At 60.2% G+C, this 24,041-nt stretch carries 26 protein-coding genes; 13 read left to right on the top strand and 13 right to left on the bottom strand.

What is annotated here, in order from left to right; all coding sequences use genetic code 11:
* Positions 1 to 56: 56 nt before the first annotated feature.
* From Q1A51_RS03650 to glmM, 4 genes are all read left to right on the top strand, one after another.
* Entirely contained in the window at positions 57 to 698 is a 642-nt protein-coding gene (locus Q1A51_RS03650) for a cell wall hydrolase (RefSeq protein ID WP_299603938.1), read from the top strand.
* Positions 699 to 790: 92 nt separating this feature from the next.
* Positions 791 to 1,720: a dihydroneopterin aldolase gene (locus Q1A51_RS03645; protein WP_299603935.1), complete on the top strand. Its 930-nt coding sequence runs from the start codon at positions 791 to 793 to the stop codon at positions 1,718 to 1,720.
* Positions 1,720 to 2,697 carry a dihydropteroate synthase gene (folP, locus tag Q1A51_RS03640; RefSeq protein ID WP_299603932.1) on the top strand — a complete coding sequence of 326 codons (978 nt, stop codon included), beginning with the start codon at positions 1,720 to 1,722 and terminating at the stop codon, positions 2,695 to 2,697. Before Q1A51_RS03645 ends, folP begins: the two co-directional genes overlap by 1 nt.
* Before the next feature lies 1 nt (position 2,698).
* Positions 2,699 to 4,045 carry a phosphoglucosamine mutase gene (gene glmM / locus Q1A51_RS03635; protein ID WP_299603930.1) on the top strand — a complete coding sequence of 449 codons (1,347 nt, stop codon included), beginning with the start codon at positions 2,699 to 2,701 and terminating at the stop codon, positions 4,043 to 4,045.
* Between the two features lie 50 nt (positions 4,046 to 4,095).
* On the opposite strand, the gene Q1A51_RS03630 is transcribed toward glmM, so the two are convergent.
* Genes Q1A51_RS03630 through Q1A51_RS03620 form a run of 3 tightly spaced genes read right to left on the bottom strand, consistent with a single transcriptional unit; the run spans position 4,096 to position 5,670 of the window.
* Positions 4,096 to 5,013 (bottom strand): DMT family transporter, encoded by a 918-nt coding sequence (locus Q1A51_RS03630; protein WP_299603927.1) that lies wholly within the window; start codon positions 5,011 to 5,013, stop codon positions 4,096 to 4,098.
* The gene (locus Q1A51_RS03625; protein ID WP_299603924.1) at positions 5,003 to 5,350 is read right to left on the bottom strand and encodes an antibiotic biosynthesis monooxygenase; all 348 of its coding nucleotides are present in this window, start codon (positions 5,348 to 5,350) and stop codon (positions 5,003 to 5,005) included. The genes Q1A51_RS03630 and Q1A51_RS03625 overlap by 11 nt, the downstream gene beginning before the upstream one ends.
* Complete coding sequence (locus tag Q1A51_RS03620) at positions 5,347 to 5,670, bottom strand: NIPSNAP family protein (protein ID WP_299603921.1); 324 nt, start codon at positions 5,668 to 5,670, stop codon at positions 5,347 to 5,349. The genes Q1A51_RS03625 and Q1A51_RS03620 overlap by 4 nt, the downstream gene beginning before the upstream one ends.
* 71 nt (positions 5,671 to 5,741) lie before the next feature.
* Between Q1A51_RS03620 and Q1A51_RS03615 the strand changes: the two genes are divergently transcribed.
* The 3 genes from Q1A51_RS03615 to Q1A51_RS03605 are packed head-to-tail and all read left to right on the top strand — an operon-like array spanning position 5,742 to position 7,218.
* Complete coding sequence (locus tag Q1A51_RS03615; protein WP_299603917.1) at positions 5,742 to 6,425, top strand: winged helix-turn-helix domain-containing protein; 684 nt, start codon at positions 5,742 to 5,744, stop codon at positions 6,423 to 6,425.
* A 30-nt stretch (positions 6,426 to 6,455) separates the two neighbouring features.
* Entirely contained in the window at positions 6,456 to 6,794 is a 339-nt protein-coding gene (locus Q1A51_RS03610) for a metalloregulator ArsR/SmtB family transcription factor (RefSeq protein WP_299603914.1), read from the top strand.
* On the top strand, positions 6,766 to 7,218 hold the full coding sequence (locus Q1A51_RS03605; protein WP_299603912.1) for an SRPBCC domain-containing protein: 453 nt from the start codon (positions 6,766 to 6,768) through the stop codon (positions 7,216 to 7,218). Before Q1A51_RS03610 ends, Q1A51_RS03605 begins: the two co-directional genes overlap by 29 nt.
* 38 nt (positions 7,219 to 7,256) lie before the next feature.
* On the opposite strand, the gene ilvC is transcribed toward Q1A51_RS03605, so the two are convergent.
* Positions 7,257 to 8,279, bottom strand: coding sequence for a ketol-acid reductoisomerase (gene ilvC, locus Q1A51_RS03600; RefSeq protein WP_299546074.1), 1,023 nt, complete (start codon positions 8,277 to 8,279; stop codon positions 7,257 to 7,259).
* Positions 8,280 to 8,412: 133 nt separating this feature from the next.
* On the opposite strand from ilvC, the gene Q1A51_RS03595 reads away from it, so the two are divergent.
* The 3 genes from Q1A51_RS03595 (at position 8,413) to Q1A51_RS03585 (ending at position 10,566) form a co-directional block, all read left to right on the top strand.
* Entirely contained in the window at positions 8,413 to 8,868 is a 456-nt protein-coding gene (locus Q1A51_RS03595) for an Lrp/AsnC family transcriptional regulator (protein ID WP_299604054.1), read from the top strand.
* Positions 8,865 to 9,323, top strand: coding sequence for an Lrp/AsnC family transcriptional regulator (locus tag Q1A51_RS03590; RefSeq protein ID WP_299603909.1), 459 nt, complete (start codon positions 8,865 to 8,867; stop codon positions 9,321 to 9,323). Before Q1A51_RS03595 ends, Q1A51_RS03590 begins: the two co-directional genes overlap by 4 nt.
* A gap of 115 nt (positions 9,324 to 9,438) precedes the next feature.
* Positions 9,439 to 10,566 (top strand): aminotransferase class V-fold PLP-dependent enzyme, encoded by a 1,128-nt coding sequence (locus tag Q1A51_RS03585; RefSeq protein ID WP_299604051.1) that lies wholly within the window; start codon positions 9,439 to 9,441, stop codon positions 10,564 to 10,566.
* Between the two features lie 39 nt (positions 10,567 to 10,605).
* Here Q1A51_RS03585 and Q1A51_RS03580 read toward each other — a convergent pair whose 3' ends face one another.
* Both Q1A51_RS03580 and Q1A51_RS03575 read right to left on the bottom strand, forming a co-directional pair.
* On the bottom strand, positions 10,606 to 11,811 hold the full coding sequence (locus tag Q1A51_RS03580) for a UbiH/UbiF family hydroxylase (RefSeq protein WP_299603906.1): 1,206 nt from the start codon (positions 11,809 to 11,811) through the stop codon (positions 10,606 to 10,608).
* A gap of 62 nt (positions 11,812 to 11,873) precedes the next feature.
* The gene (locus Q1A51_RS03575) at positions 11,874 to 12,521 is read right to left on the bottom strand and encodes a pyrimidine 5'-nucleotidase (RefSeq protein ID WP_299603903.1); all 648 of its coding nucleotides are present in this window, start codon (positions 12,519 to 12,521) and stop codon (positions 11,874 to 11,876) included.
* A gap of 105 nt (positions 12,522 to 12,626) precedes the next feature.
* On the opposite strand from Q1A51_RS03575, the gene Q1A51_RS03570 reads away from it, so the two are divergent.
* Positions 12,627 to 13,280 (top strand): GntR family transcriptional regulator, encoded by a 654-nt coding sequence (locus Q1A51_RS03570; RefSeq protein WP_299209450.1) that lies wholly within the window; start codon positions 12,627 to 12,629, stop codon positions 13,278 to 13,280.
* Here the strand turns inward: Q1A51_RS03570 and Q1A51_RS03565 are convergent.
* Positions 13,277 to 15,166, bottom strand: coding sequence for a glycosyltransferase (locus Q1A51_RS03565; protein WP_299603899.1), 1,890 nt, complete (start codon positions 15,164 to 15,166; stop codon positions 13,277 to 13,279). The two genes, Q1A51_RS03570 and Q1A51_RS03565, sit on opposite strands and share 4 nt — an antisense overlap.
* Before the next feature lie 81 nt (positions 15,167 to 15,247).
* Entirely contained in the window at positions 15,248 to 16,396 is a 1,149-nt protein-coding gene (carA, locus tag Q1A51_RS03560) for a glutamine-hydrolyzing carbamoyl-phosphate synthase small subunit (RefSeq protein WP_299603895.1), read from the bottom strand.
* A gap of 205 nt (positions 16,397 to 16,601) precedes the next feature.
* Between carA and Q1A51_RS03555 the strand changes: the two genes are divergently transcribed.
* On the top strand, positions 16,602 to 17,072 hold the full coding sequence (locus Q1A51_RS03555) for a GatB/YqeY domain-containing protein (RefSeq protein ID WP_299209442.1): 471 nt from the start codon (positions 16,602 to 16,604) through the stop codon (positions 17,070 to 17,072).
* Between the two features lie 215 nt (positions 17,073 to 17,287).
* Here Q1A51_RS03555 and Q1A51_RS03550 read toward each other — a convergent pair whose 3' ends face one another.
* The 5 genes from Q1A51_RS03550 to ctaD form a co-directional block, all read right to left on the bottom strand.
* A complete protein-coding gene (locus Q1A51_RS03550; RefSeq protein WP_299209439.1) occupies positions 17,288 to 17,770 on the bottom strand; it encodes a DUF2244 domain-containing protein in 483 nt (160 codons plus the stop codon).
* Positions 17,771 to 17,880: 110 nt separating this feature from the next.
* Positions 17,881 to 18,486, bottom strand: a complete 606-nt coding sequence (locus Q1A51_RS03545) for a peptidoglycan-binding domain-containing protein (protein WP_299209436.1) — start codon at positions 18,484 to 18,486, stop codon at positions 17,881 to 17,883.
* Between the two features lie 297 nt (positions 18,487 to 18,783).
* A complete protein-coding gene (locus tag Q1A51_RS03540; protein ID WP_299603892.1) occupies positions 18,784 to 18,999 on the bottom strand; it encodes a hypothetical protein in 216 nt (71 codons plus the stop codon).
* A gap of 6 nt (positions 19,000 to 19,005) precedes the next feature.
* A complete protein-coding gene (locus tag Q1A51_RS03535) occupies positions 19,006 to 19,356 on the bottom strand; it encodes a hypothetical protein (RefSeq protein WP_299671142.1) in 351 nt (116 codons plus the stop codon).
* Positions 19,357 to 19,432: 76 nt separating this feature from the next.
* A complete protein-coding gene (ctaD, locus tag Q1A51_RS03530) occupies positions 19,433 to 21,106 on the bottom strand; it encodes a cytochrome c oxidase subunit I (protein ID WP_299209430.1) in 1,674 nt (557 codons plus the stop codon).
* Positions 21,107 to 21,482: 376 nt separating this feature from the next.
* On the opposite strand from ctaD, the gene Q1A51_RS03525 reads away from it, so the two are divergent.
* A complete protein-coding gene (locus tag Q1A51_RS03525) occupies positions 21,483 to 23,963 on the top strand; it encodes a Hint domain-containing protein (protein ID WP_299603885.1) in 2,481 nt (826 codons plus the stop codon).
* The last annotated feature ends 78 nt before the right edge of the window (positions 23,964 to 24,041 follow it).

Genomic DNA, 24,041 nt, shown 5'->3' with positions numbered 1-24,041 from the left:
CGAACTGCTCAATTTTCCCTAAATGCCGCGGATCGGAAACGATCCTGGGGTGATCAATGCGACGTTTGGTAAAGGCGCTGCTGGCATGGTCCATGCTGGCAGGGACGCAGCTTGCTGCGGCAGAGGCCGAGAATACGAGTGTAACTGGTGAGGCATTGAGGAATGCTGAAAATCGTGCATTGCGGAGCGTGCCGTCAACACGGCTTGCGGCATTACTGACCGAACCGGAGACGAATACCAACATATCGTTCTCGCGCAGCTGGGTTGATGCACAGCCCAAGGCCATAGGTGATGCACATTGGCAGTGCCTGAGCGAGGCGCTGTATTTCGAAGCCCGTGGCGAAACTGTCAAAGGGCAGTTTGCCGTGGCCGAGGTCATCATGAACCGTGTGCGCAGCGCGCGTTTTCCTAACAATGTCTGCGGTGTTATCAATCAGGGCACCGGTCGCAAGTACCAGTGCCAATTCACCTACACCTGCGATGGCGCGCCGGAAACCATCCGCGAGCAACGCGCCTTTGAGCGTGTATCCAAAGTGGCCCGCACTGTTCTGGATGGTCGCGCACCTGCCCTGACAGAAGGTGCCACGCACTATCACACGACCGCAGTGCGCCCACGCTGGAGCCGGGTCTACACCAAGACGGCCGCCATCGGCGTGCATGTCTTCTATCGCCACACCTTCCGTACTGCCTCAAACTGACGTTTTCGGGCCGAAGGGTGGCGTCTTTGACCCTGTCCCCGCGGGGACAGCTTGGGTAGAAGGGCGCAACTTTGACTGCATAGGTCCGCATCATGGCGTCCGAAATCCGTCTTGCCTTTTCCCATCCGTCTGAACGGTCGGAAGCAACTGCCACATCAGCGCCGCTGGACCGCATCTCGGTCCGTGACCACACGGTCGAGGTTGAAATAGGCGCCTTTCAGGCCGAGCGGGGGGTGACCCAGCGCATCTGTTTCAATATCGTCGTCGAAGTGCGCCCGCTTACGGGACCCATTGATGACGACGTGGATCGCATCCTGTCCTACGACAAGGTGACTGAGGCGATCGCCTATGAACTGGCCGCCGAGCGTCTGAACCTGCTCGAAACCCTGTCCGAACGTGTGGCCGACCGCATCCTGATGGAACCGCAGGCGATGCGTGTCTTTGTCCGCATCGAAAAGCTGGACCGTGGCCCCGGTGCGCTGGGGGTCGAGATTGTGCGCAGCCGCGGCACCGCCCGCCCCGTCGCGGCTGAGGATCTGGAAGAGGACGTGATGCACCCGGAACTGGTGTATCTGTCGAACGACGCCATTGCCTCGGACAATCTGAGCGGCTGGATCGATCAGCTTGAGGCGATGGGCCGCCCGCTGATCTTCTGTGTCGGGCCCGCCGATATTGATGCGCCCCAGGCCGACCACCCGCTGGCGCAGCGGCGCATCGACTTGCTTGCCATCGAACAGAATGCGTGGGTGCTGGCCGCCCGCGACGCAAGGTGCAAGGTCGTGGACACGCGCACCGAGTTGGATTGGGCCATGCGCAACGGTCAGGCCTGTGTCTGGGCGCCTTCCAAGATCGTTCTGGATGCCGTGGACGGTCCTTCAGCAAAAGGTGCGGATGCCGTTGCATTGGCGTCGTGGTTTGCCGCAACTTTCGACGTTCTGGAAATGCTGGTGATTGGCGGTGATGGCCCCACGGATGCGCCGGTTGCTCTGCGCGCGGTTCCAGTGGATCAGGCCAAGCTGTAATGCGCTATATCCGCCCGTTGATGCAGGTGGGACCAGCGCGCCCGGACGATGCGATTGTCTTTGGCGCGTGCTGGTTCACGCATGTTGAAGTGCTGTCGCGCAGCGATGCCGCACGTGTCATTCCGGCGTCGGACCTGACGGATGCAGAACGCGCGCCATTTCGAAGCGGGGGGTCTGCGCCGCAGATCATGGGCATCCTGAATACGACGCCTGACAGCTTCTCGGACGGCGGGCAGCACAATGCGCGCGCGGATGCGGTTGCGCATGGACAGGTGCTGATCGGGCAGGGTGCAGATATCCTCGATATTGGTGGGGAAAGCACGCGCCCCGGTGCTGCGACGGTGCATGTAGAAGAAGAGATTGCGCGTACCGCACCGGTGATCCGTGACTTGTGTGCTGCGGGCGTGGCCACGCCGATCTCCATCGATACGCGCAAGGCCGCAGTGGCCGAGGCGGCGTTGGATGCCGGAGCGTCCATCGTCAACGATGTGTCGGGCTTCACCTACGATCCTGATCTTGCCGCGCTCTGCGCGGAGCGTGGCGTGCCTGTTTGCGTGATGCATGCACAGGGCGATCCGCAAACCATGCAGGACAATCCAGTCTACGATGACGTGCTTTTGGACGTGTATGACTTTTTGGCCGCACGGATCGCCGCCCTGCAGGCTGCGGGCATTGCACGGGACAAGATCATTGCTGACCCAGGCATCGGGTTTGGCAAGACGTTGGATCACAACCTGACCCTGCTGAACCGGATCAGCCTGTTTCATAGTCTTGGTGTGCCGATCCTGTTGGGCGCGTCGCGCAAGCGGTTCATAGGCAACATCGGCAACGCGCCGGAAGCGTCCGCACGTGCGCCCGGTTCGGTGGCCGTGGCCCTTGCCGCCATTGCCCAAGGGGTACAGATCATTCGTGCGCATGACGTCGCCGACCACGCGCAGGCCATTGCGCTGTGGCGCGCTTCCGTGGCACATCGCTAACATGACAAAGCTTTTCGGGACGGACGGCGTCCGGGGCACGGCCAACACCGCACCCATGACGGCCGAGATGGCGCTGCGCATCGGTGCGGCAGTGGGGCGGTACTTTCGCAGGGATGGCGACAGTGTGCACCGCGTGGTGATCGGCAAGGACACGCGCCTGTCGGGCTACATGTTTGAAAACGCGCTGACGGCAGGTCTGACCAGCACCGGCATGAATGTCTTGCTGCTGGGGCCGGTGCCAACGCCCGCCGTCGGGTTGCTGACGCGATCCATGCGGGCCGATCTGGGTGTGATGATTTCAGCCAGCCACAACCCCGCCCATGACAACGGCATCAAGTTCTTTGGTCCCGATGGCTACAAGCTGAGCGATGCGGCGGAAGCGGAAATAGAAAACCTTGTATCCCAAGGGGTTGACCCTGTCCCCGCGGGGACAATCGGGCGTGCGAAGCGGATCGATGATGGTCGCTTCCGCTATGTGGAACGTGTAAAATCCTCGTTCCCGCGCCAGATGCGGCTGGACGGACTGAAGGTGGTTGTGGATTGCGCGAATGGCGCGGCCTACCGCGTGGCACCCGAAGCCCTTTGGGAACTTGGGGCCACGGTCATCCCGGTCGGGGTGGCGCCGAACGGGCACAATATCAACGAGGGCTGCGGGTCCACGCAGCCCCAAACGGCAGCGGAAGCGGTTGTGGCGCATGGTGCCGATGTCGGCATTTGCCTTGATGGAGATGCAGACCGCGTCATCCTGCTGGATGAAAAGGGGCGTGTTGGCAATGGCGATCAGTTCATGGGCCTCATGGCGGCCCGCTGGGCGGCTGAGGGGCGGCTCAAGGGCAATGCGCTTGTCGCGACGGTCATGTCCAATCTGGGCCTTGAACGCTTCCTTCAAGGGCGCGGTGTCGGTCTGGAGCGCACGGGTGTGGGCGACCGCTACGTGGTTGAACGCATGCGCGAGGGTGGCTTCAATCTGGGCGGTGAGCAATCGGGTCACATCGTGATGACCGACTACGCCACGACTGGCGATGGGCTTATGGCGGGGCTGCAATTCCTGGCGGAACTGGTGCAGTCCGGCAAGCAGGCCAGCGAGGTACTGCATGTTTTTGACCCCGTTCCTCAACTTCTCAAGAATGTACGTTTCGCTGCCGGGCAGGCTCCGCTGGATATGGACAGCGTCAAGACGGCCATCACCGAGGCCGAGGGCCAGTTGAATGGCAACGGTCGGTTGCTGATCCGCAAATCCGGGACCGAGCCGCTGATCCGGGTCATGGCGGAAAGCGAAGACGAAACCGTTCTGAACGCCAGCGTTGACCATGTCGTCAAAGCGGTGGAAGCTGCCGTCTCGCATTGATGTCAATCGGGCCCTCCGGGGGCGGTTTGTCTGGCGAAATGAAGCTGGGATCAGCGTGCGAACAACCGCTGCAATGCGCCGTATTGGCTGAGGCCCACACCGGCGAGGATCAGCAACATGGCCCAAAGCAGGCTTGGGGGCAGTGGTTCGTTCAGGAGTGCAGCGCCCATGACGACGGACCAGACCGGCACCTGGTAGTTCGTGATTGACATGAAGACTGGCCCTGCGCTGCGGATCACCAAGACGCGCAGCATGTTGGCCGCGGCTGTGGGGATCAGCCCGAGAAAGGCGATGACCACGACAGTCTGTGTGTTCGGCAGGGGCGGCGGCCCCTCAACAATCCAGGCGGCGGGCAGCACGATCAGAGCGGCGATCAGCAGCAGAACAGTCGAAAGCCCGATCGGATCCACCGGCGGCAGGCGCCGCATCAGGATGGATGAGATGCCGTAGCAGCTGGCGGCCCCGATGCAGGCAATCCGTCCAGCAGTCTCTAACTGCGCACCGCTGGCCTCAAAAGCTTGGCCGCCGATCAGGATACAGACCCCTACAAACCCGATGACAAAGCCGAGGCTACGTCGCAGGGTCATGCGTTCGCCAGGAACCAGCAGATGTGCCAGCGGCAGTACGATCAGCGCGACGGATGCCATTGAGACGCCGGCAAAGCCTGAGGTGACATATTGCTGGCCCCATGCCAGCAGCATGAACGGAATGGCCGAGCTGAACCCACCAATCGCCCCCAATGATGTCCAGGTACTTAATGGGACAGGGCCTTTGAACAGTGGGGCACCAAGTGCAGTCCAAATGGCGACCATCAATATGGCGGCAAAGCAAATGCGCCCAGCGGCCAGCCAGAACGGGGTGATCCCGGTCAGGGCAATCTCGGTCACCAGAAAGGTGCCACCCCAGGTGAAACCGAGGATGGCCACCATCACCCAACTTGCGGCGGTGATGCGCGGGCTATCGGTCATGCAGCGCCTTGCTGTCGGCGGGCGCCTCGTCTCGTTCCGTCATGCCATAGTCACGGATCACCCCCGCCACACGTAGGCGGTAGTTGTCGAAATGGATATCGCGGCCTGCGGATTGTGCGTCGCGGTGTTCCGGCAGTTTGCGCCAATGTTCGAGGGCGGCCTCGTCTTCCCAGAACGACAGCGACAGCAGCTTGCCCGGCTCCACAAGGCTTTCGAATCTCTCGACCGAAATGAACCCGGGGATATCGCCAAGGTGTTCTTTGAGCGCGGCAGCCCGGTTCAGATACGGTGTGCGATGCCCGTCCTTGGGCCAAACCTCGAAGATGACAGCGATCATGTGGAACCTCCCTGCGGCGTTGAGACGTTGGTGAGCCATGTCCGATCTTCTTTGAGAATGAATTTCTCGGATTGTGCAAACAGGTAATTCTCGCGTCCCAGCGGGTCCGCGGCGAGGCGGGCGCGGTATTCTTCATAAGTGGCAAGGTTTTCAATGTGATAGATGCCATAGGCGAGTGTGGATGATCCTTCGTGTGGCGCAAAATATCCCACAAGGTCTGCGCCACAGCGCGGGATCGCTTCGCCCCATCGTTGACCATACTCGGCAAAGGCCGCGCGTTTGGTTGGGTCGATCTGATATTGAATGATGCAGGTCAGCATGTGGGGTCCTTTCGTTCATGCTGCCGATGTAGCATTTTGACTTGCATCAATACTTCGGTTACGGTCGAACTATGAAGGAAGGTCCAGATATCTCGCAAATTGCAGCGCTGATCGGTGACCCGGCGCGCGCCAATATCCTCACTGCGTTGATGGATGGGCGCGCATTGACCGCGTCCGAATTGGCCGAAGAAGCGGGCGTGGGGTTGTCCACGGCCAGTGGGCATTTGTCCAAGCTGACGGACGCGGATCTGGTCAGCCCGCGCAAATCAGGGCGTCACAAATACTTTCATCTTGCGGATGCCGAGGTTGCGGGTGTGCTGGAAGCGCTGATGGGATTGGCCGCACGGCGTGGCGCCACGCGGGTGCGGACAGGGCCGAAGGATGCTCAGATGCAGGTGGCGCGGGTGTGTTACAATCACTTGGCCGGACGGATGGGGGTGCAGATGTATCGCAGCCTGATCGCGCGTGACTTGCTGGCTGAAGATGGTGAAGACGTCATACTGACCGGGACTGGGCGCGACTTTGCATCCGGCTTCGGCATTGATCTGGTGGCGCTGGAGAAGGGGCGGACCCTTTTGTGCCGGACCTGCCTTGACTGGTCCGAACGGCGCAACCATCTGGCCGGTTCCCTTGGTCGTGCCATGCTGACCCGGATGGAGGGGCAGGGGTGGATGCGACGGGATGCGGGCAGCCGCGCCGTTTTGATGACACCCAAGGGGCAACAGGCGTTTGCAGCTGCATTTCCACGACTTTGACAAACCGTAAGTCATCGCTTACCGTAAGTCATGGCTTACGAAGAATCGCTTGCAGCCCTTTCTGATCCAACACGGCGATCCGTGTTCGAGGCAGTGGCCCATTCGCCCAGTTCAGTTGCAGTTCTGGCGCGCAACCTTCCTGTATCTCGACCGGCGGTTTCACAGCATTTGAAGGTTCTGTCAGATGCTGGCCTGGTTTATGTGCGCGCCGAGGGAACGCGGCGCATCTACTCGGTCAGGGCCGAAGGACTCGCGGAGTTGCGGGCCTATCTTGATCAGTTCTGGGATGCGGTGATGCAGGGGTTTGCCGAGGATGTTCAGCAAATGGAGAGCACGGCGCATGACCAGTCCAATCATCAAAACAATTGACGTACCATGTGCGGCTGACCGTGCATTCGATATTTTTGTCACTCGAATTGCGACATGGTGGCCGATGGATCGGCACGCTGTGTCTGCCGCGACAGGGAAAGCTGCGCTTGCAGTGACAATCGAACCGCACGTGGGCGGGGCGGTGTATGAGACGATGTATGACGGTACACGCAGTGACTGGGGCAAAGTGCTGGAGTTCGAGGTGGGCCGAAATCTGGCAATGACTTGGCACCCGGGCAGCAATGCGGATTCCGCAACACGCGTTGATGTTCAGTTCGATGTGATCAACGAGGCCAAGACGCGTGTCACGCTGACCCATAGCGGTTGGGAAGTCTGGGCAGATGAGGCCCACGCCAAGCGTGAGAACTATGACAGCGGTTGGGATTTCGTATTGGGCGAGCGTTACGCCGCCGCTGTTGGATGAAAAAGGCGCCCAATTGGGCGCCTTTTCCGTAGGGCAACTCAGTTCTTGGACTTGTCGACCATCTTGCCAGCCGAGATCCACGGCATCATGCCGCGCAGCTTTTCGCCCGTTTCTTCGATCTGGTGTTCGTCGTTGATGCGACGTGTGCCTTTGAAGAAGGGCTGACCAACGGCGTTTTCCTGCATGAAGTCACGCACGAACTTGCCGGTCTGGATGTCGGTCAGGATTGCCTTCATCCGTGCCTTGGTTTCGTCGTAGGGCAGGACCCGTGGGCCGGAGACGTATTCGCCGTACTCGGCCGTGTTCGAGATCGAGTAGTTCATGTTGGCGATGCCGCCTTCGTAGATCAGGTCCACGATCAGCTTCACTTCGTGCAGGCACTCGAAATACGCCATCTCGGGTGCGTAGCCCGCCTCGACCAGTGTTTCGAAACCCATGCGGATCAGTTCCACGAGGCCACCGCAGAGAACGGCCTGTTCACCGAACAGGTCGGTTTCGCACTCTTCGCGGAAGTTGGTTTCGATGATGCCCGAGCGGCCGCCACCGATAGCGGAGCAGTAGGACAGACCGATTTCCAGAGCACGGCCGGATGCGTCCTTGTCGACGGCTACGAGGCAGGGCACGCCGCCGCCTTTGACATATTCGCCGCGCACGGTGTGGCCGGGGCCCTTGGGCGCCATCATCACCACGTCGATGCCGGGCTTGGGTTCGATCAGGCCGAAGTGGACGTTCAGGCCGTGAGCGAACGCGATGGCGGCACCTTCGCGGATGTTGTCGTGCACGTATTTCTTGTAGGTTTCGGCCTGCAGTTCATCGGGCATTGTGAACATGATCAGGTCGGCCCAGGCTGCCGCCTCGGCAATGCCCATCGTTTTGAGGCCTTCGCCTTCGGCCTTGGCGATGGATGCCGAGCCTTCGCGCAGGGCGACGACGACGTTCTTGGCGCCCGAGTCGCGCAGGTTCAGCGCGTGGGCGTGGCCTTGGGAGCCGTAGCCGAGGATGGCCACGTTCATGTCTTTGATCAGGTTGATGTCGCAATCGCGGTCATAATACACGCGCATGTTGGTCCCTCCGGGTTTGGTTGCTGAGGGGCGTTATACTCAGGCTATTGCCTCTGGTCAGCGTTTTATTTTGAGTTTATTTGGCAAGATGAAGGCAGTTTCATGCGTCAAATAAATGAAAGACGGGAAAATCATGTTAGATGATGCGGATCGTCGTATCCTGCGGCAATGGCAGTCCGACCCGACGCTCGCCCCCGCGGAACTGGCGGAGCGGGCGCGCGTCAGCCCCGGGCAACTTGCGCGACGGCAGGCCAAGCTGCGCGAAGCGGGATTGGTCAAGTCGGTGCAGGCTGTGATTGACTGGGCCGCACTGGGTTACGCGGTCGAGGTGTCCTTGCGCGTCACGTTGGATAAGACACAAGCGCGTGCTTTCGATGACTTCATCGAAGCGGCACGAGAGGTGCCGGAAGTGATCGAGATCCAGACCTTTCTGGGGCGAGTGGACGTACGCCTGTCCGTCATCGCGCGCGACATGCCGCACTATCAGCACCTTTATCGCAGCCGTATCCTGACCTTGCCCCATATCGCGGATATCGAGGCGCTGATGCAGGTGGCGCGGATCAAGAGTGATGAGGCATTGCCGCTGTGATTGATCTGGATGATACGGATTTCGCCATTCTGCGTTTGTTGGTCGACGACGCGGGGCAGGGGGCAGGAGCCATCGGGCGGGCTTGTGGGCTTTCGCAGCCTGCCGCATGGCGGCGCATCAAGCGGTTGCGCGAGGCTGGCGTGATCCGTGGACAGCGGTTGAGCCTTGATGCGGAAAAGCTGGGTTTCGGTGTGACAGTTTTTCTGGGGGTGAAGTTGGCGACCAAGGGTCGGGTGAGCCTTGAGGATTTTGAACGCGCGGTCTCGGCCATCCCTGAAGTGCAGACCGTTGAGCATGTGCTGGGGCTGTATGACTACCGCCTGCGGGTGGTGGCGCGCGACTTACCTGACTTTGAGCGCGTGCTGCGGCGCCGGATCATGACATTGCCCGGCGCAGGGGAGGTTGAAGCAAACGTGCTGCTGAGCGAAGAGCGCCGGCCGGGGCCCATCGGCTGAAAACCGTTCCAATAGGCGACGCGCCATGCCGCACTGCCGCGAATGTATACGGTGATAGGCTTTGTTCTGCCTGGCCCAAGCCGCTATGTCCTGCGGAAAGAGAAAGGAACGCATGATGCCCGCATTGCTTGATACCGTTGATCCGCAAGGTCTTGAGGAGTTTTCCGTCGTTTTCACCGACCGGTCGCTCAACCACATGAGTGCGGCGTTTCAGGGCGTGATGAACGACATCTCATCCATGCTGAAAGAGGTCTATGCCGCTGATGCGGTGATTGTTGTGCCAGGGGGCGGCACCTTTGGGATGGAGGCGGTGGCCCGCCAGTTTGGACGCGGTTCAGATGTGCTGGTGGTGCGCAATGGATGGTTTTCCTACCGCTGGAGCCAGATTTTCGAAACCGGGGGGCTGACCGGCAATACGACCGTGTTGAAAGCGCGGCAGACCGGAAACGCGTCGCCGTCGCCTTTTGCCCCGGCTCCGATTGACGAGGTTGTGGCCACCATTCGCGATCAGAAACCGGATGTCCTGTTTGCTCCGCATGTTGAGACGAGCGCCGGTGTGATCCTGCCCGACGACTACGTGGCGGCGATGGCGGCGGCCGCGCACGAGGTTGGTGCGTTGATGGTTCTGGATTGTATTGCGTCGGGCTGTGCGTGGGTGGATATGCGTGCACTGGGCGTCGATGTGCTGATCTCTGCCCCGCAAAAGGGCTGGAGTGCCTCGCCCTGTGCTGGCTTGGTGATGTTATCTGCGCGCGCAGTGGCACGGATGGAAGAGACAACATCCGACAGCTTTGCCATTGATCTCAAGAAGTGGCACCAGATTATGCAGGCCTATGAAAACGGTGGTCATGCGTACCATGCGACGATGCCAACAGATGCGCTGCGTGATTTCCGTGACACAATGGTTGAGACGCAAGCGTACGGGTTCGACAAGTTGAAGGACGCGCAATGGGCGTTGGGCAATGCCGTGCGGGCCATGCTGGCTGAGAAAGGTGTGACGTCGGTTGCGGCGGATGGGTTTGGCGCTCCGGGTGTGGTGGTGAGCTACACCGCCGATCCGGATGTGCAGACCGGCAAGCGTTTTGCGGCGCAGGGCATGCAAATCGCTGCGGGGGTGCCTTTGCAATGTGATGAGCCCGCTGATTTCCGGACGTTCCGCATCGGGCTTTTTGGCTTGGACAAACTTTATGACGTGGACGGCACGATCGCGCGGCTCCGGCGTGTCGTAGATCAGGTGCTGTAAGGCGCACGTGCCGTGCGCCCTGCGGACCAAGGGTCTGCCTTACCCCGCGCGTCGTACGCCCAACCCCAATTCCATCAGTGATTTGCGGATAGGAGTGATCTCATGCAACGCGTTCAGGCCGAGCGCCCTTGCATCGCGAGCCAGTGGTGATGTGGCCTGGCTTGCCCGGTTCAAGAGGCCGATGCCTGTCACGCGCATGCGGATATCGCCATAGCGCGCCTTATGGTAGAGGGCGAGCATTGCCGCATCCCCCAGGTTTTCGGGTTGATCCATCACCAGATCGAGCAGCGTCGCGGTATCGGCTAGCGACATGTTCAACCCCTGCGCCCCAATCGGCGGTACGACGTGGGCGGCCTCGGCAATCAGAGCCACCCGTGTACCGCTCAAACGTTCGGCAATCTGGCTGATGATCGGCCAGATCGTGCGGCGCGAGGCGAGGGTGAGCGGCCCGAGTATATGGCAACTGCGTTCGGTCATCTCTGCTTCGAATTCCGCGGTCTCCAACGCCATGCGGGCCACCGACTTTGCACCGTCATCCATCCACACAACGGCTGAGCATGGCATGCCTTCGTGGTCTGGCAGCGGAACGAGCGTAAACGGGCCACCCGTGCGGTGCACTTCGGTCGAGACGTTGTCGTGCGGAATTGGATGCGTGACGGCAAAGGCCAGTGCCTTTTGACCATAGCGCTTGGTTGTGACCCCAATTCCGGCTGCCTGTCGCACGGGCGAGTTGCGGCCATCCGCGGCCACAACCAGTTTGGCTTTGATACTTGTTCCGTCGCTCAGCGTGACCCGCGCTTCTGCTGTGCGACCCAGGAAGCGGCTGGTGCCGGTTCCCGGTTGGAAGTCGACATTTGGCAGGGCATCAAGTCTTGCCACCAGTTCGCGCCGCAAGCGCCAGTTGGGAAAGTTCCAGCCAAAGGGCAGATCAGACACGTCCGACGCACGGAAGGATTTGACCTCGCGTGCCGCACCTGTGTCGGTGGCGGCGTCAGCGATGCGCATCACCTCAAGTGCAGCGCCGTGCGGGGCGAGCGCGTCCCAAACGCCTGCACGCTCAAGCAAGTCACGCGCCGGTTGCAGCATCGCCGTGGTGCGCATATCCGAGCCCTCGGCCTCGCGCTCGGTCACGGGTGCGGTTGGATCAACGCAGATGACGTTGAACCCAGCCGAACCAAAAGCAGCTGCGGCTGTCAGGCCTGCAATGCCGCCGCCGGAAATCAGGATGTCACAGGTTTCGGTCATATCGCACCTCCGATACCCGCAAACTACGCCGCCCCGTCCCGGTGCCAAGGTGGCATCCTGTCCTACCCGGTGAGCCGGGACAGGAAATCAGCGAGGTCATCGGTATGGTGGTGGATGTGGTCCCCATCGGCGCGCGCCGGGGCGACGTGAACCGTGCGCATACCCATGGCATGGGGCACGGCCAGATTTCGCGGCTCATCCTCGAACATCGCACCGCGTTCGGGTTCGAGCCCGTCGCGGCCAAAGACGCGATCAAACGCGGCGCGGTCCGGCTTGGGCTGAAAATCTGCATGTTCGACGCCATAGATCGCGTCGAACTTGCCCGAGAGCCCGCGCGCCGCGAGCACCCGTTCGGCGTAAGGGGCGCATCCGTTTGTATAGACGATCTTGCGTCCCGGCAGCGTGTCGATGCGTGCGGCGAGATCCACGTCGGGTGTCAGCTCATCGAACGAAATGTCATGCACGTCCTCGAGAAATGGCACTGGGTCGATCTCGTGTTCCCGCATCAGGCCTGCAAGCGTTGTACCGTGAATGTGCCAATAGTGCTTGCGCAGCCGATCGGCCTCGCGCTTCGAGACCTTCAAAGCCTCCATGACATAGGCCGTCATCCGCACTTCGATCTGATCAAAGAGGCGCACGGCGGGCGGGTAGAGTGTATTGTCCAGATCAAAGACCCAGGCGCGGACATGTGCAAAATCATCAGCTGGCATGGGGTTGTGGATAGGCGTGGCGCGCGCGGTACGCAAGTGCTTGGGGTTGCGTGAGTATGGGCGTGCACACTATGGTTTGGAAATTCAATGACTTGCGAGGATGCCATGCGCGCCGCACGCCCGACACATACCGATGCTTATTCGATGATCCTCGAAGCGATCGACATCGGGACCTACCGGCCCGGTGATCGGTTGGTGGAAAGCGAGTTGGCGGAACGGTTTGGCGTTTCGCGGACACCTGTGCGCGAGGCGTTGCAACGGTTGGAAACCCAGTCCCTGTTGTCGCGGGACGGGCGCAGCCTGATCGTGGCGTCGCTTGATCACAACCAGATGTCCGAGCTCTACGTCGTCCGGCGTGAGCTTGAGGGCTTGGCTGCATCACTGGCCGCACAGCATGCGACGGCGGAAGAGGTGCGCATCCTGCGCGAGATGGTGGAGGCCGACAATGCGTTGATCAATGATCCGCCTGCGCTGGCACGCGCGAACCGGCGCTTCCATACGCAGATCCATCTTGCGTCACACAACCGCTACCTTGTTCAACAGCTTGACCTTGTGCACAGGACCATGGCGCTGATGGCGACCACGTCGCTGGCTGCGGATGGGCGCACGCGCATCGCCCAGGATGAACATGACCGTATCGTGCGCGCGATCGAAGCCAAGGACGAAGCCGAGGCAGGGCAGGCGCTGCGTGATCATATCTCGGTCGCGTTCATGACCCGATTGAAGCAGGATGCAGAGACGAGGCGCGACGAAGCTTAGTTCGTATTTTTGACCGGTTCGACCACATCGCCGCTTGCCGTGCCATGTTGGGTTTTGTCCCAGTAAAACGGGGCGCGCACCAGTTCGTAGATGGCCTTGTAGCTGGCGATGGCGCCGAGCGGGAAATAGAACGGCACGGTCAGAACCCAAGGCAGGAGATGACGGTGATCACGGTCCGATACTGCAAGCATCCCGATGGCCATGTTCAACAATTCCGCTGCTATGAAGAATGATGCGGCGGACCAGAGAGCGGTTTCGCCCAGTGTCGCCGTAACCGGGTGTGGCAGGCCCGCGGCGGGCAGCCAGAAGCTCCAAAGCAATGGGAGCGCCGCGAACTGCGAGACCGTGGCCAGAAACATCGCCTGTACGCCGAGAAACTTTTTGAAGCCAAGATCACGCAAGAGCTCCTTGGGGCGCCGCATGTGTACGCAATAGGTAATAAAAAACCCTTTGATCCAGCGAGATCGTTGTTTCACCCAAGGCCAGGCGCGACAGTTTGCTTCTTCATAAGTGACGGTAGGGATCAATTCGGTGCGGTAGCCACGGCGTGCCAGCCGTATGCCGAGGTCCGCGTCTTCGGTTACATTGTGTGCGTCCCAACCGCCCAATTCGTCGAGGATCGCACGCCTGAAGAACAGAGTCGTGCCGCCCAAGGGCAAAACCAGCCCAAGACGTTGGACACCGGGCAGTACCAGCCGCCACCAGCTTGCGTATTCTATCGTGAAGCAGCGCGCGAGCCAGTTGTGCCGAGCGTTGTAGTAGTCAAGCATACCCTGCAGGCATGCAACGTCAGGGCCCGCAGCCGCAAATTTCGACACGACCTTTTCAATCTGATCCGGTTCGGGCGCATCTTCGGCGTCCCATACTCCGATGATTTCGCCCTTGCAGAAGTCCAACGCGTAGTTGAGAGCGCGGGGTTTCGTGGTGATGGTGCCGTCATTGGGCACTTCGACGACGCGCATCCATTTTGGCAGGCGCGTGCGGGCGAGGGTTGCACGTGTCACGCTGTCCTTGGCTTCGAGGACCAGAACAACATCCAGCAGGGCCTTGGGATATGTCAGGCGAGACAGACGTGTGATCAGTGCCTCTGCGATCCGTTCTTCGTTGAACAGGGGAACCATCACCGAGACGCGGGGCAAGCGGCCGGCCAACGGCGTGGAAACAGGTTCGGGTTGCGCGGGCAAACGGTGCATCAGCCGGGCAACGACCGCGGCCAGTTTAAGCCCCGTGGTCAGTGCCAGTGTAAACACCGCCCAGCCAATCAGTGCCGTTGCGGTCCAGGCGGGAAACAGCACCAGAGACAGCATCAAAAGAGCCAGCAAAGTGAGTGCGGCGAACACGCTTGGGGTCCATGTCCGGCAACTGACCTCTTGCGGCACTTTGTGCGCGGCCTGATGTGCAAGCTGCACGCCATAGATCGCGGTGATTTGGTCGTGGATCTGGTCGATGGATGCGATGACCGGCAACAGCGTGATGGAGGATTGATCGAGCATGTCGCTCACTGCAGACAGCTGATCCGGCCGGGCCGTTGCCACCAGAAGCGTATTGCCGATCCAACGCCATGGCACGACACCAAAATGTTGGCATATCTGTGCAGGCATGGCCTGTTTCATCAGCGGATTGGGTGGATCGATGGCCAGATCTACACGATCTGCATCGTGTTGCACCGCAAGTGCGGCCAGCACGTCATCAGGCTCAACATGTCCTTCGGCTACCAGTATCTCGCCCAACGGGGCATCGAGCTGATGTTGCAGTGCGAGCGCCTCAAGCAAGGTAGTCTGGCTGATCAGTCCGGCGTTTACCAACTGTCGTCCCACGGGCACAGCAGGACGCACAGGCCGGGTCACCGGCTGTGGATAAGACAGACGTAATAGCGGATCGCTCATTGCGGGTCCCAGGCTCAGGAACCTTCAGCAATGGCGTCTCGTGGTTAACAGGTCGTTAAGACTGTTGTAATCGCTTGGTTTTCAACGGGCGCGAGCGGCCATTGCCTCGGCAAACCGCTCGAACAGGTAGTAGCTGTCTTGGGGGCCGGGGCTGGCCTCCGGATGATATTGCACGGAATAGACCGGCTTGCCTTCGACGCGGATACCGCAGTTGGACCCGTCAAAGAGTGATGTATGTGTTTCCACAACGCCCTCTGGCAATGTTTGTGCATCAACTGCAAAGCCGTGGTTCATCGACGTGATCTCGACCTTGCCTGTATCGAGGTCCTTCACAGGATGATTTGCGCCGTGGTGACCGTGGTTCATCTTGACCGTCTTGGCCCCAAGGGCGAGGGCCAGCATCTGGTGGCCGAGGCAAATCCCAAAGACGGGCACGTCCTTGTCCAGAACGTCCCTGATCATCGGCACGGCATATTCGCCTGTAGCTGCGGGATCCCCTGGGCCATTCGACAGGAATACACCGTCGGGCTTGTGCGCCATCACCTCGTCCGCTGTTGCGGTTGCGGGCAGCACGGTAACGTCGCATCCGGCGGATGCGAGGCAGCGTAGGATGTTGCGTTTTGCGCCGTAATCCACCGCGACAACCTTGAATTTCGGCTCTGTCTGCGGGGTGTAGCCGTCAGGCCAGGCCCAGCGTTTTTCGTTCCAGCGGTACGACTGGGCGCAGGTGACGTCCTTGGCCAGATCCATGCCTTCCAGCCCTGCAAAGTCGCGGGCAGAAGCGACCAGCGCTTCGATATCAAAAACACCGTCAGGGTTGTGGGCGAGGGCGACATGCGGTGCGCCGGCCTGCCTGATGGCCCGGGTCAGGCGTCGAGTATCGACACCGCCAATTGCAATGCGTCCCCGCGATGCCAACCAGCCCGACAGCCCTTCGGCTGCGCGCCAGTTCGACGGGTCGGTGGGCATCCACTTGACGACCATGCCGGAGGCGACCGGATCACCCGTTTCGTCATCTTCCGGGTTCACGCCCACATTGCCGATATGGGGGAAGGTGAAGGTGACGATCTGACCGGCGTAGGAAGGGTCCGTCATGATCTCCTGATAGCCGGTCATGGCGGTGTTAAAGCACAGTTCAGCCTGTGTTTGGCCGGTCGCCCCGAAGCCTTGTCCGTAGAACAGGGTGCCATCGGCGAGGGCAAGGCATGCAGTGGGTTTGGCAGGGGTCATGGCAGGGCTTCCTGATGCGGGCAAAGACAGCGGGTGCAGGCAAATTGGGCGGAAACTAATGTGGGGGCTGGTATTGGTCAAGCCTATTGGTGAATTTACTTTATTGTTTTAAATCAATAATTTACAGAGTTGCCGTGCCCTTGCTTCAACCTAGCGTATCACGTACCTTAACCCTTCAACACGTGCCCATGGGGATGGACATCAAATGGATTTGCGCACCAAGATTTCGGCCGCGCTCAAGCAGGCCATGAAAGACAAGGATGCAGACCGACTTTCGACGCTGCGGCTGATCAACGCCGCCATCAAGGACAAGGATATCGACGCCCGTGCCGCCGGTCAGGATGACGGGGTTGGCGAGGGTGAAGTCCTTGCGATCCTTGGCAAAATGGTCAAGCAGCGCAACGAGAGTGCGAAGACCTATGAAGAAGGTGGACGACTTGATCTGGCTGAGCGCGAGCTGGCCGAGATCAAGGTCATCGAAGAGTTCCTGCCACAAAAACTGGGCGCGGATGCGTCGGCCAAAGCGGTGGATGATGCCATTGCCGAGGTTGGTGCCGAGAGCATCCGGGACATGGGCAAGGTCATGGGTGTTCTCAAGTCGAAATACACCGGCCAGATGGATTTCGGCGCGGTGGGTCCGATGGTCAAGGAACGGCTCTGCGCGGCGGCCCACTAAGGGGATCGCACGATGCATTAAAGCAGGTTAATGCCCGCTTTTTCGCACTCCTAAAGGGTGGCTTGTTTGTGAAAAACGCACAGTTTCGGCCCGAAACTGCGACTCTTGCCAACCCCTGAAACGACTGATTTTGGGTCTGTTTGGCGAAACTGCGTGTTTTCGAGCCGAAACTGCACATTTTCCGGACCCCACCCCAAAGACGGCGTTAAGACCGGTTAACGCCGCAGGGCGCGTGTCAGGTCGTCGTAGAGCGCGATGCGCTCTTCTTCACTCAGGAAAGCACCTATTTCGACTTCGCGCCCCTTGCCCTTGAGCGTGACATAGTGCGGCACCGGCCCTTCATCTTCGTACTTGGTCACTTTGGTCCAGTAGCGGTTGCAATCCCATTCCTGCACCTCGCCATTGGCATCGGTGCGGGTCAGATGGGTTTCGTCTGCATCCAGTGTCAGCACTTCGATGATCTGGCGCGCGCGACGGTTGCGGCGCAGGGCGAAATACATCGCCCAGACGGCCCCCATGGCGAAGGGGAGGAGACCCCACAACACGACAGAGCCCAATAAGGGCAGTGTCGGGATCAGAATGAGGGTGAAGGTTGCCAGCACGAACGCGGCCATACCCCTTTGTGGAAGGGAGTTGTGTGGCCAGAGGTGGAGTTCCTGCACCTGTGCTTCGGGTTCTGTTGTCCAGCGGTACGGCATATGGATGTTATACGCCGCGCACGAAACAAGTCGAAGGTCAGGTTGTCGCGGCTAGGGTGCCACCGCCCCCCTGGAGGAGTATAAGGGGCGGTGGCATAGCGGCGGGGGTGTTACAGGTCGGTATAGGAGGCCGACGGTTCCGGGCTCAGGCTGCGCTGTTGCGTGCCGCCGGAGGCAAGGTCCTCGCGGTAGAGCTTCAGCAGGCCACGGGTGCCGTCAGGCAGGCTTGCGATGTCCTGCAGCGTGCGGCTGCCGCCCGCTTCGGCACGCAGGTAGGACGTTGTCAGCAGGTGCTGTTGGAACGTCGTGAGCGTGCCGGTGCCCTGATAGCCCATGTAGCGCTGGTAGTCTGCGATGGCGTCCCGGGTCTTGCCCCCGACCTGACCATCGATCGGACCGGCGTCAAAGCCGAAGTAGTTGAGCGAGGACTGGATCTCGCGCCCTTCGGGCGTGGCCGGGATCGAAGGTCGGTAGCTTTTCTTCTTGGGAGCGGAGTAGCTACGCGGTTGGGCCGCGTAGGTGCGGGGCGCCACGGCGCGCGAACGGGCGGCCTGGCGCTGTTTGTTCTTGCGCACCTCGTTGTTGATGATTGCGCCGCCGATACCGCCAAGGATGGCGCCGGCGATAAAGTCCTTTTTGTCGGCCGCGGCGCGGGTGGCAGGCACAAGGGCGAGCGAGGCTGCAACGGCAGCGGATAAAATTGTTTTCGACAGCATGAAATGCTCCTTTCGTCTGGTGTCCTGCGGGAAGCGGTCACGGTGTTCGGGCAACGCGGTCCGCGGGCAGCAGTAGTGATTTGCATATGGGACGGTGTGCAGACGGTGGAAGGTGGTTTGTGTGCCTTGCGCGCGCGTGGGCGGTGATCTGCGCGTTTTGACCGGGAGGTGGGCGGCGAATGGCCCAGTTTTGTTACGTGATATTGCATAACAACGCATGTGGGAGTGCGGTTTTTGCACGTGTTTCTTGGGGCTTTTCCCCAAACCCCGAAGTCTATCTGGCTAAAGTGAAGGGGGTCAGACCTTTCGGCACAAGCGGAGCACCAGAGGCAGCACAAAGATCGCAATGACAAGGGCAATGTATCCCAGAACTGCATGTTCATGAAAACGAACGGCAGCGGAGTTTTGTTCGAAGAATGCGACACGTTTAGCGTCGGACATATCTGACAACGCGTGCGTGAGCGCAAAAGTGTTGGTGGGGCGCAGAAGGCTTACGGCAAGCCAGCCGATCACAATGTTTCAGTGCATCGCATAGGTGAATGGGCGCAAAGACAGGTTCTGCCAACGGTGCATCACCCAGTGCCACCCGCTGAGGCATAGAAAAATGAGAGCTGGAACCGTGAATTCGCTGGCGACCGAGAGGGGGCGGTTTGCCGCGGCAATTATGTCAGTGGTTGGGTCGGAGCCTTGGGCGAGCAGACCAAGCGTTTTAACCGCAATCCACATTGCAACGATAACACCGCACAATCCCGCAAGTACAAGCGCATGTCTTGATGCTGAGAGCTGGCGTCGAAACATGACGATGCTCAGGGCAAACAGCACCAACACACAAGCGATTGAAAACGGGTCCAGTACGGGGGCGTGCAGCATAGCTTTTTGACGGTTCAATTTAAAAAGGGCCCCGGTCGCCACCGGAGCCCTTTGGATTTTCAGGTTAGCGCAATGCTTAGTGCGACGGCGCTTTGTCCCAGTCTTCCTGCTTGGGCAGGGTTTCGAACGTGTGCTCTGGCGGTGGGCTGGGCAGTGTCCATTCCAGCGTGTCCGCATATTCGTTCCACGGGTTGTTTTCGGTCACGACGGCGCCACGGCGCAGGGCGTAGGCCATCACCCCGAAGAAGAACAGGAACGAGGCGAAGCTGATGAAGGCACCAATGCTCGACCACCAGTTCCAGTAGGCAAACGCCTCGGGGTAGTCGATGTAGCGGCGTGGCATGCCCTGACGGCCCAGGAAGTGCTGCGGGAAGAATGTCAGGTTTGCACCGACGAAGAACGCCCAGAAGTGCAGCTTGCCCGCCCATTCAGGGTACATGCGGCCGGTCATCTTGGGGAAGTAGAAGTAGATCCCTGCGAAGATGGCGAAGACAGCACCAAGGCTCATCACATAGTGGAAGTGCGCCACAACGTAGTAGGTGTCGTGGTAGTAGCGGTCCACAGCGGCCTGGCTGAGAACGATGCCTGTCACGCCGCCCACGGTGAAGAGGAACAGGAAGCCGAACGCCCAGAGCATGGGGGTTTTTAACTCAACCGAGCCGCCCCACATCGTTGCAATCCAGCTGAAAATCTTCACGCCCGTTGGGACCGCGATGACCATGGTCGCCAGCATGAAATAGGCCTGCTGGTTGAGGCTCATCCCCACGGTGTACATGTGGTGCGCCCAGACCACGAAGCCCAGAGCGCCGATGGCAATCAGAGCCCAAACCATCGGCAGGTAGCCGAAGATCGGCTTGCGCGCGAAAGTCGCGATCACGTGGCTGATGATGCCAAAGCCCGGCAGGATCACGATGTAAACCTCGGGGTGGCCGAAGAACCACAGGATGTGCTGGTAGAGCACAGGGTCACCGCCGCCTGCGGGATCAAAGAAGGTGAAGCCGAAGTTGCGGTCCATCAGCAGCATGGTGATTGCACCCGCCAGAACCGGCAGGGACAGCAGGATCAGCCACGATGTGACAAAGATCGACCACGAGAACAGCGGCACCTTGAACAGTGTCATGCCCGGGGCCCGCATGTTCAGGAAGGTGGTGATCATGTTGATCGCACCCAGGATCGATGACGCGCCCGAGACGTGGACCGCGAAGATTGCGAGGTCCATCGACATGCCCGCTTCGTTGGTGGACAGCGGCGGGTACAGAACCCAGCCCACGCCAGAGCCAAGCTGGCCGTTGCCACCTGGTGCCAGGACCGAGCACACCGCTAGCGTGGTGCCAACGACATATAGCCAGAAGGACAGGTTGTTCAGCCGCGGGAACGCCATGTCCGGCGCACCGATCTGCAAAGGCATGAAATAGTTGCCAAATCCGCCAAAAAGGGCGGGAATGACCACAAAGAACATCATCAGGATGCCGTGGCCGGTGATCAGAACATTCCAAAGGTGCCCGTTGGGGGTACATTCGCCCGCGGCTGCGGCAGTCAGGCGCGCGCCTTCCATACACATGTACTGAACGCCCGGATCCATCAGTTCGAGGCGCATGTAAACAGTGAATGCGACCGAGATGAAGCCGGCGAGGGCCGAGGTGACCAGGTACAGAATACCGATGTCTTTGTGGTTGGTGGACATGAACCAACGGGTGAAAAAGCCCCGTTCGTCTTCGTGCTCGTGCCCGTGAATGGCTGCGTCTGCCATGCGGTGCCTCCTGGCTGTTGGTTACTTCGCGCGCAGGGTTCCCTCTCCGCGCGCGGATTCTTGAGTGGTTCTAGAGTTTTGGCCCGCCCGCATCAATGGAAGATACGCGCAAGGGCCGGGATGAATTGTCGCGTGTGAAACATCCTGCACCCTTTGATCTGACTTCTTGATCCGAACTCAGGGTCGGGGGTTGCACGTTTATGAAGCAGAAACAGATCGGCAGTTTACCGCTGCATCGTTTCCAGTTTGCTCGTACTGCCCTTCAAATGCCATAATAAAGGGCCATTCAAGGCATTGTTCATCCTTCGTAACGCCCGAATCCGCAGCCAAACCGACCGCAAAGACGCATCAATGCGTCGAGCAGTGAGTGCAAAACATGGCAACCAACGACAATACCAATCCGGGCACCGAAGGCGATCAGGTCATATCGGGTACTACCGGAACCGATACGCTGACCGGTGGGTTGGGTTCTGACACCATCACGGGCGGTTCGGGCAACGATGTCCTGAGCGGGGACGGCCCGGTCGAAGGTGCCTGGCATTTCGAGACATTCGATTTCGACTTTTCGTCGTCGGCGGGGCAGGCCTTTGACATCGAAAGCGGTGTGCGGACCGGATCGGGCTATGTCACTGATTTCAACGAAAGCGGGCTGACCAACACGGTGCGTGGCACCACCGGCAACCCCGAAGATTTCGGTGTCATCTATACCAGCACGCTCAACGTTGCGAGCGGCGGCACCTACCGTCTGACCACGTCGTCAGATGATGGATCAACCATCCAAATCTTTGATTCCAATGGAAATCCTCTTCAGTTCAGCAACCAGACCGGCGGCACGCTGGACTATCTGAACAACGACTTTCACCAAGGGACGACCACGCGCTTTGGCGATGTCACGCTGGACCCGAACGAAACCTACACGGTCCAGATCCGGTATTGGGAAAACCGGGGGGGTGACACGTTGTCGGCCACGATCAGTGGGCCGGATACGGGCAATGTCAGCGAAAACCTTTTGACCTCATCCATGATCGGCACGCCGCCGGGTCCGGAATACTCGGTGACGGGCACGCCTGCCGGCGTCGAAGGCGATGATGTGATTGACGGCGGTGCGGGTGACGACACGATCACCGGCGACGGCGGCAATGATACCCTGTCCGGCGGCACCGACAATGACAGTGTCGATGGCGGCAGTGGGGATGACGTTGTGCAAGGCAACGGTGGTGCCGACACGCTGACGGGCGGATCGGGCGACGATTCGATGACCGGCGGTGGCGGCGGTGACAGTGTGAGCGGCGGCACCGGAGATGACACCCTTGAAGGCGGCGGTGGCGCCGACACCTTGGAAGGGGAACAGGGATCGGACAGTCTTGCGGGCGGTGCGGGGGCAGACATTCTGGTCGGCGATAATGGGTCCGACACCACAACACTCTACGAAGACGACTTTGAAAGCGGCGCCAGCGGCTGGACCAACAACACAACCGAGACGGACCCGGACCTTGGCACATCGCTGGGCCGCTTTGGATCACCGGACGGCACCATCGCCACCGAGCGCAGCTTTGATCTGGGTGCAGATGCCGAGCAGGTGCAGGTCGAGTTTGACGCGCTGTTGCTGGACAGCTGGGATGGCGAAGATTTCATCATCACCCTGAATGGGGAAGAGGTCCGTTTCAGCCACCTCGCGGGTGACACGTCCTCTCCGGCCAGCCAGAGCTTTGTCGGGGCGGACGGGGCGACCTACACGCTGGACTTCACCAACACCGCAACGGGTGAGTTGGGCTATACTACCGGCGGATCGGTGTCGAACTCGCAAGACACGATCATGAATGTTGTGATCACGATCGACAATCCGCCGGAAACGCTGGACCTGGGACTGGGCAGCACGCTCAATTCCGGTATCACCAATGAAAGCTTTGCCATCGACAATTTCAGCGTTGTGCGGGTGGATACCGCCGATGACACGCTGGCCGGTGGAACAGGCGACGATACGCTGACCGGCGGGGCGGGTGATGACATCTATGTCTTCAACCCGGGCGACGATGACGATGTCATCACGGATTTCAACGCGGGCAACACGGGCTCCATCACGGATGGCGACCAGACCAACAACGACTTCATCGACCTGAGTTCATACTACACGAACATCTTCGAGCTGCGCGCGGATCTGGCAGATGACGGTGTCCTGAACCAGTCGGTGGGCGATTTCGGCGACAATACCGGTCTGGGCGGGTCGATCACCATGACCGGTGTCACGGGCGGCGATCTGACCTTTGACAACACCAACGTGGCCTGTTTCACCAAAGGCGCGCTGATCGACACGGTCGATGGGCCGGTCGAGGTGCAAAACCTGCGCAAAGGCATGCGCCTGCGCACATGGGACAATGGCGACCGGCCAGTCAGGGCTGTCCTGCGCCGTCAGGTTGATGGATCGGGCACGCTTGCGCCTGTCCATATCTCGGCCGGTGCGCTGGGCAATGATCGTGACCTGATTGTATCGCCCGCGCACCGCATGTTGATCTCGGACTGGCGGGCGCAGATGCTGTTTGGCGCTGACGAAGTGCTGGTGAGTGCTGCAAACCTTGTGCGGGGCGACCTGATCTACCGCGCACCGATGCGGACGGTGACCTACTACCATATCCTGATGGACCGACATGAAGTGATCTTTGCCGAAGGTACGCCAACGGAAAGCTTCCATCTCACTCGTGAAGCCGCTGAGGCTGCAGAACATGGTGACGGCGAAGAGTGGGCGGTGGCCGCCGAAATCGCCCGGCTGTTCCCGGAATTGCTGATGTGCGCCAGCCGTTGCGTGCGCCCGGTCATGAAAGGCTACGAGGCACGGGCGCTGGCCGGGATGGTCGGCTAAGCTCTTCTTCTGGCTGGAAATACCTCGGGGGAGCCGCAGGCGGGGGCAGAGCCCCCCTAAACATGGTGTCGCGTAAGC

Origin of the sequence: uncultured Tateyamaria sp., assembly GCF_947496075.1 — a bacterium.
In the GTDB taxonomy this organism is placed as follows: Bacteria; Pseudomonadota; Alphaproteobacteria; order Rhodobacterales; family Rhodobacteraceae; genus Tateyamaria.
Note: the sequence above shows the minus strand (reverse complement) of the source record. Positions and strands in the feature narration are given on the sequence as shown.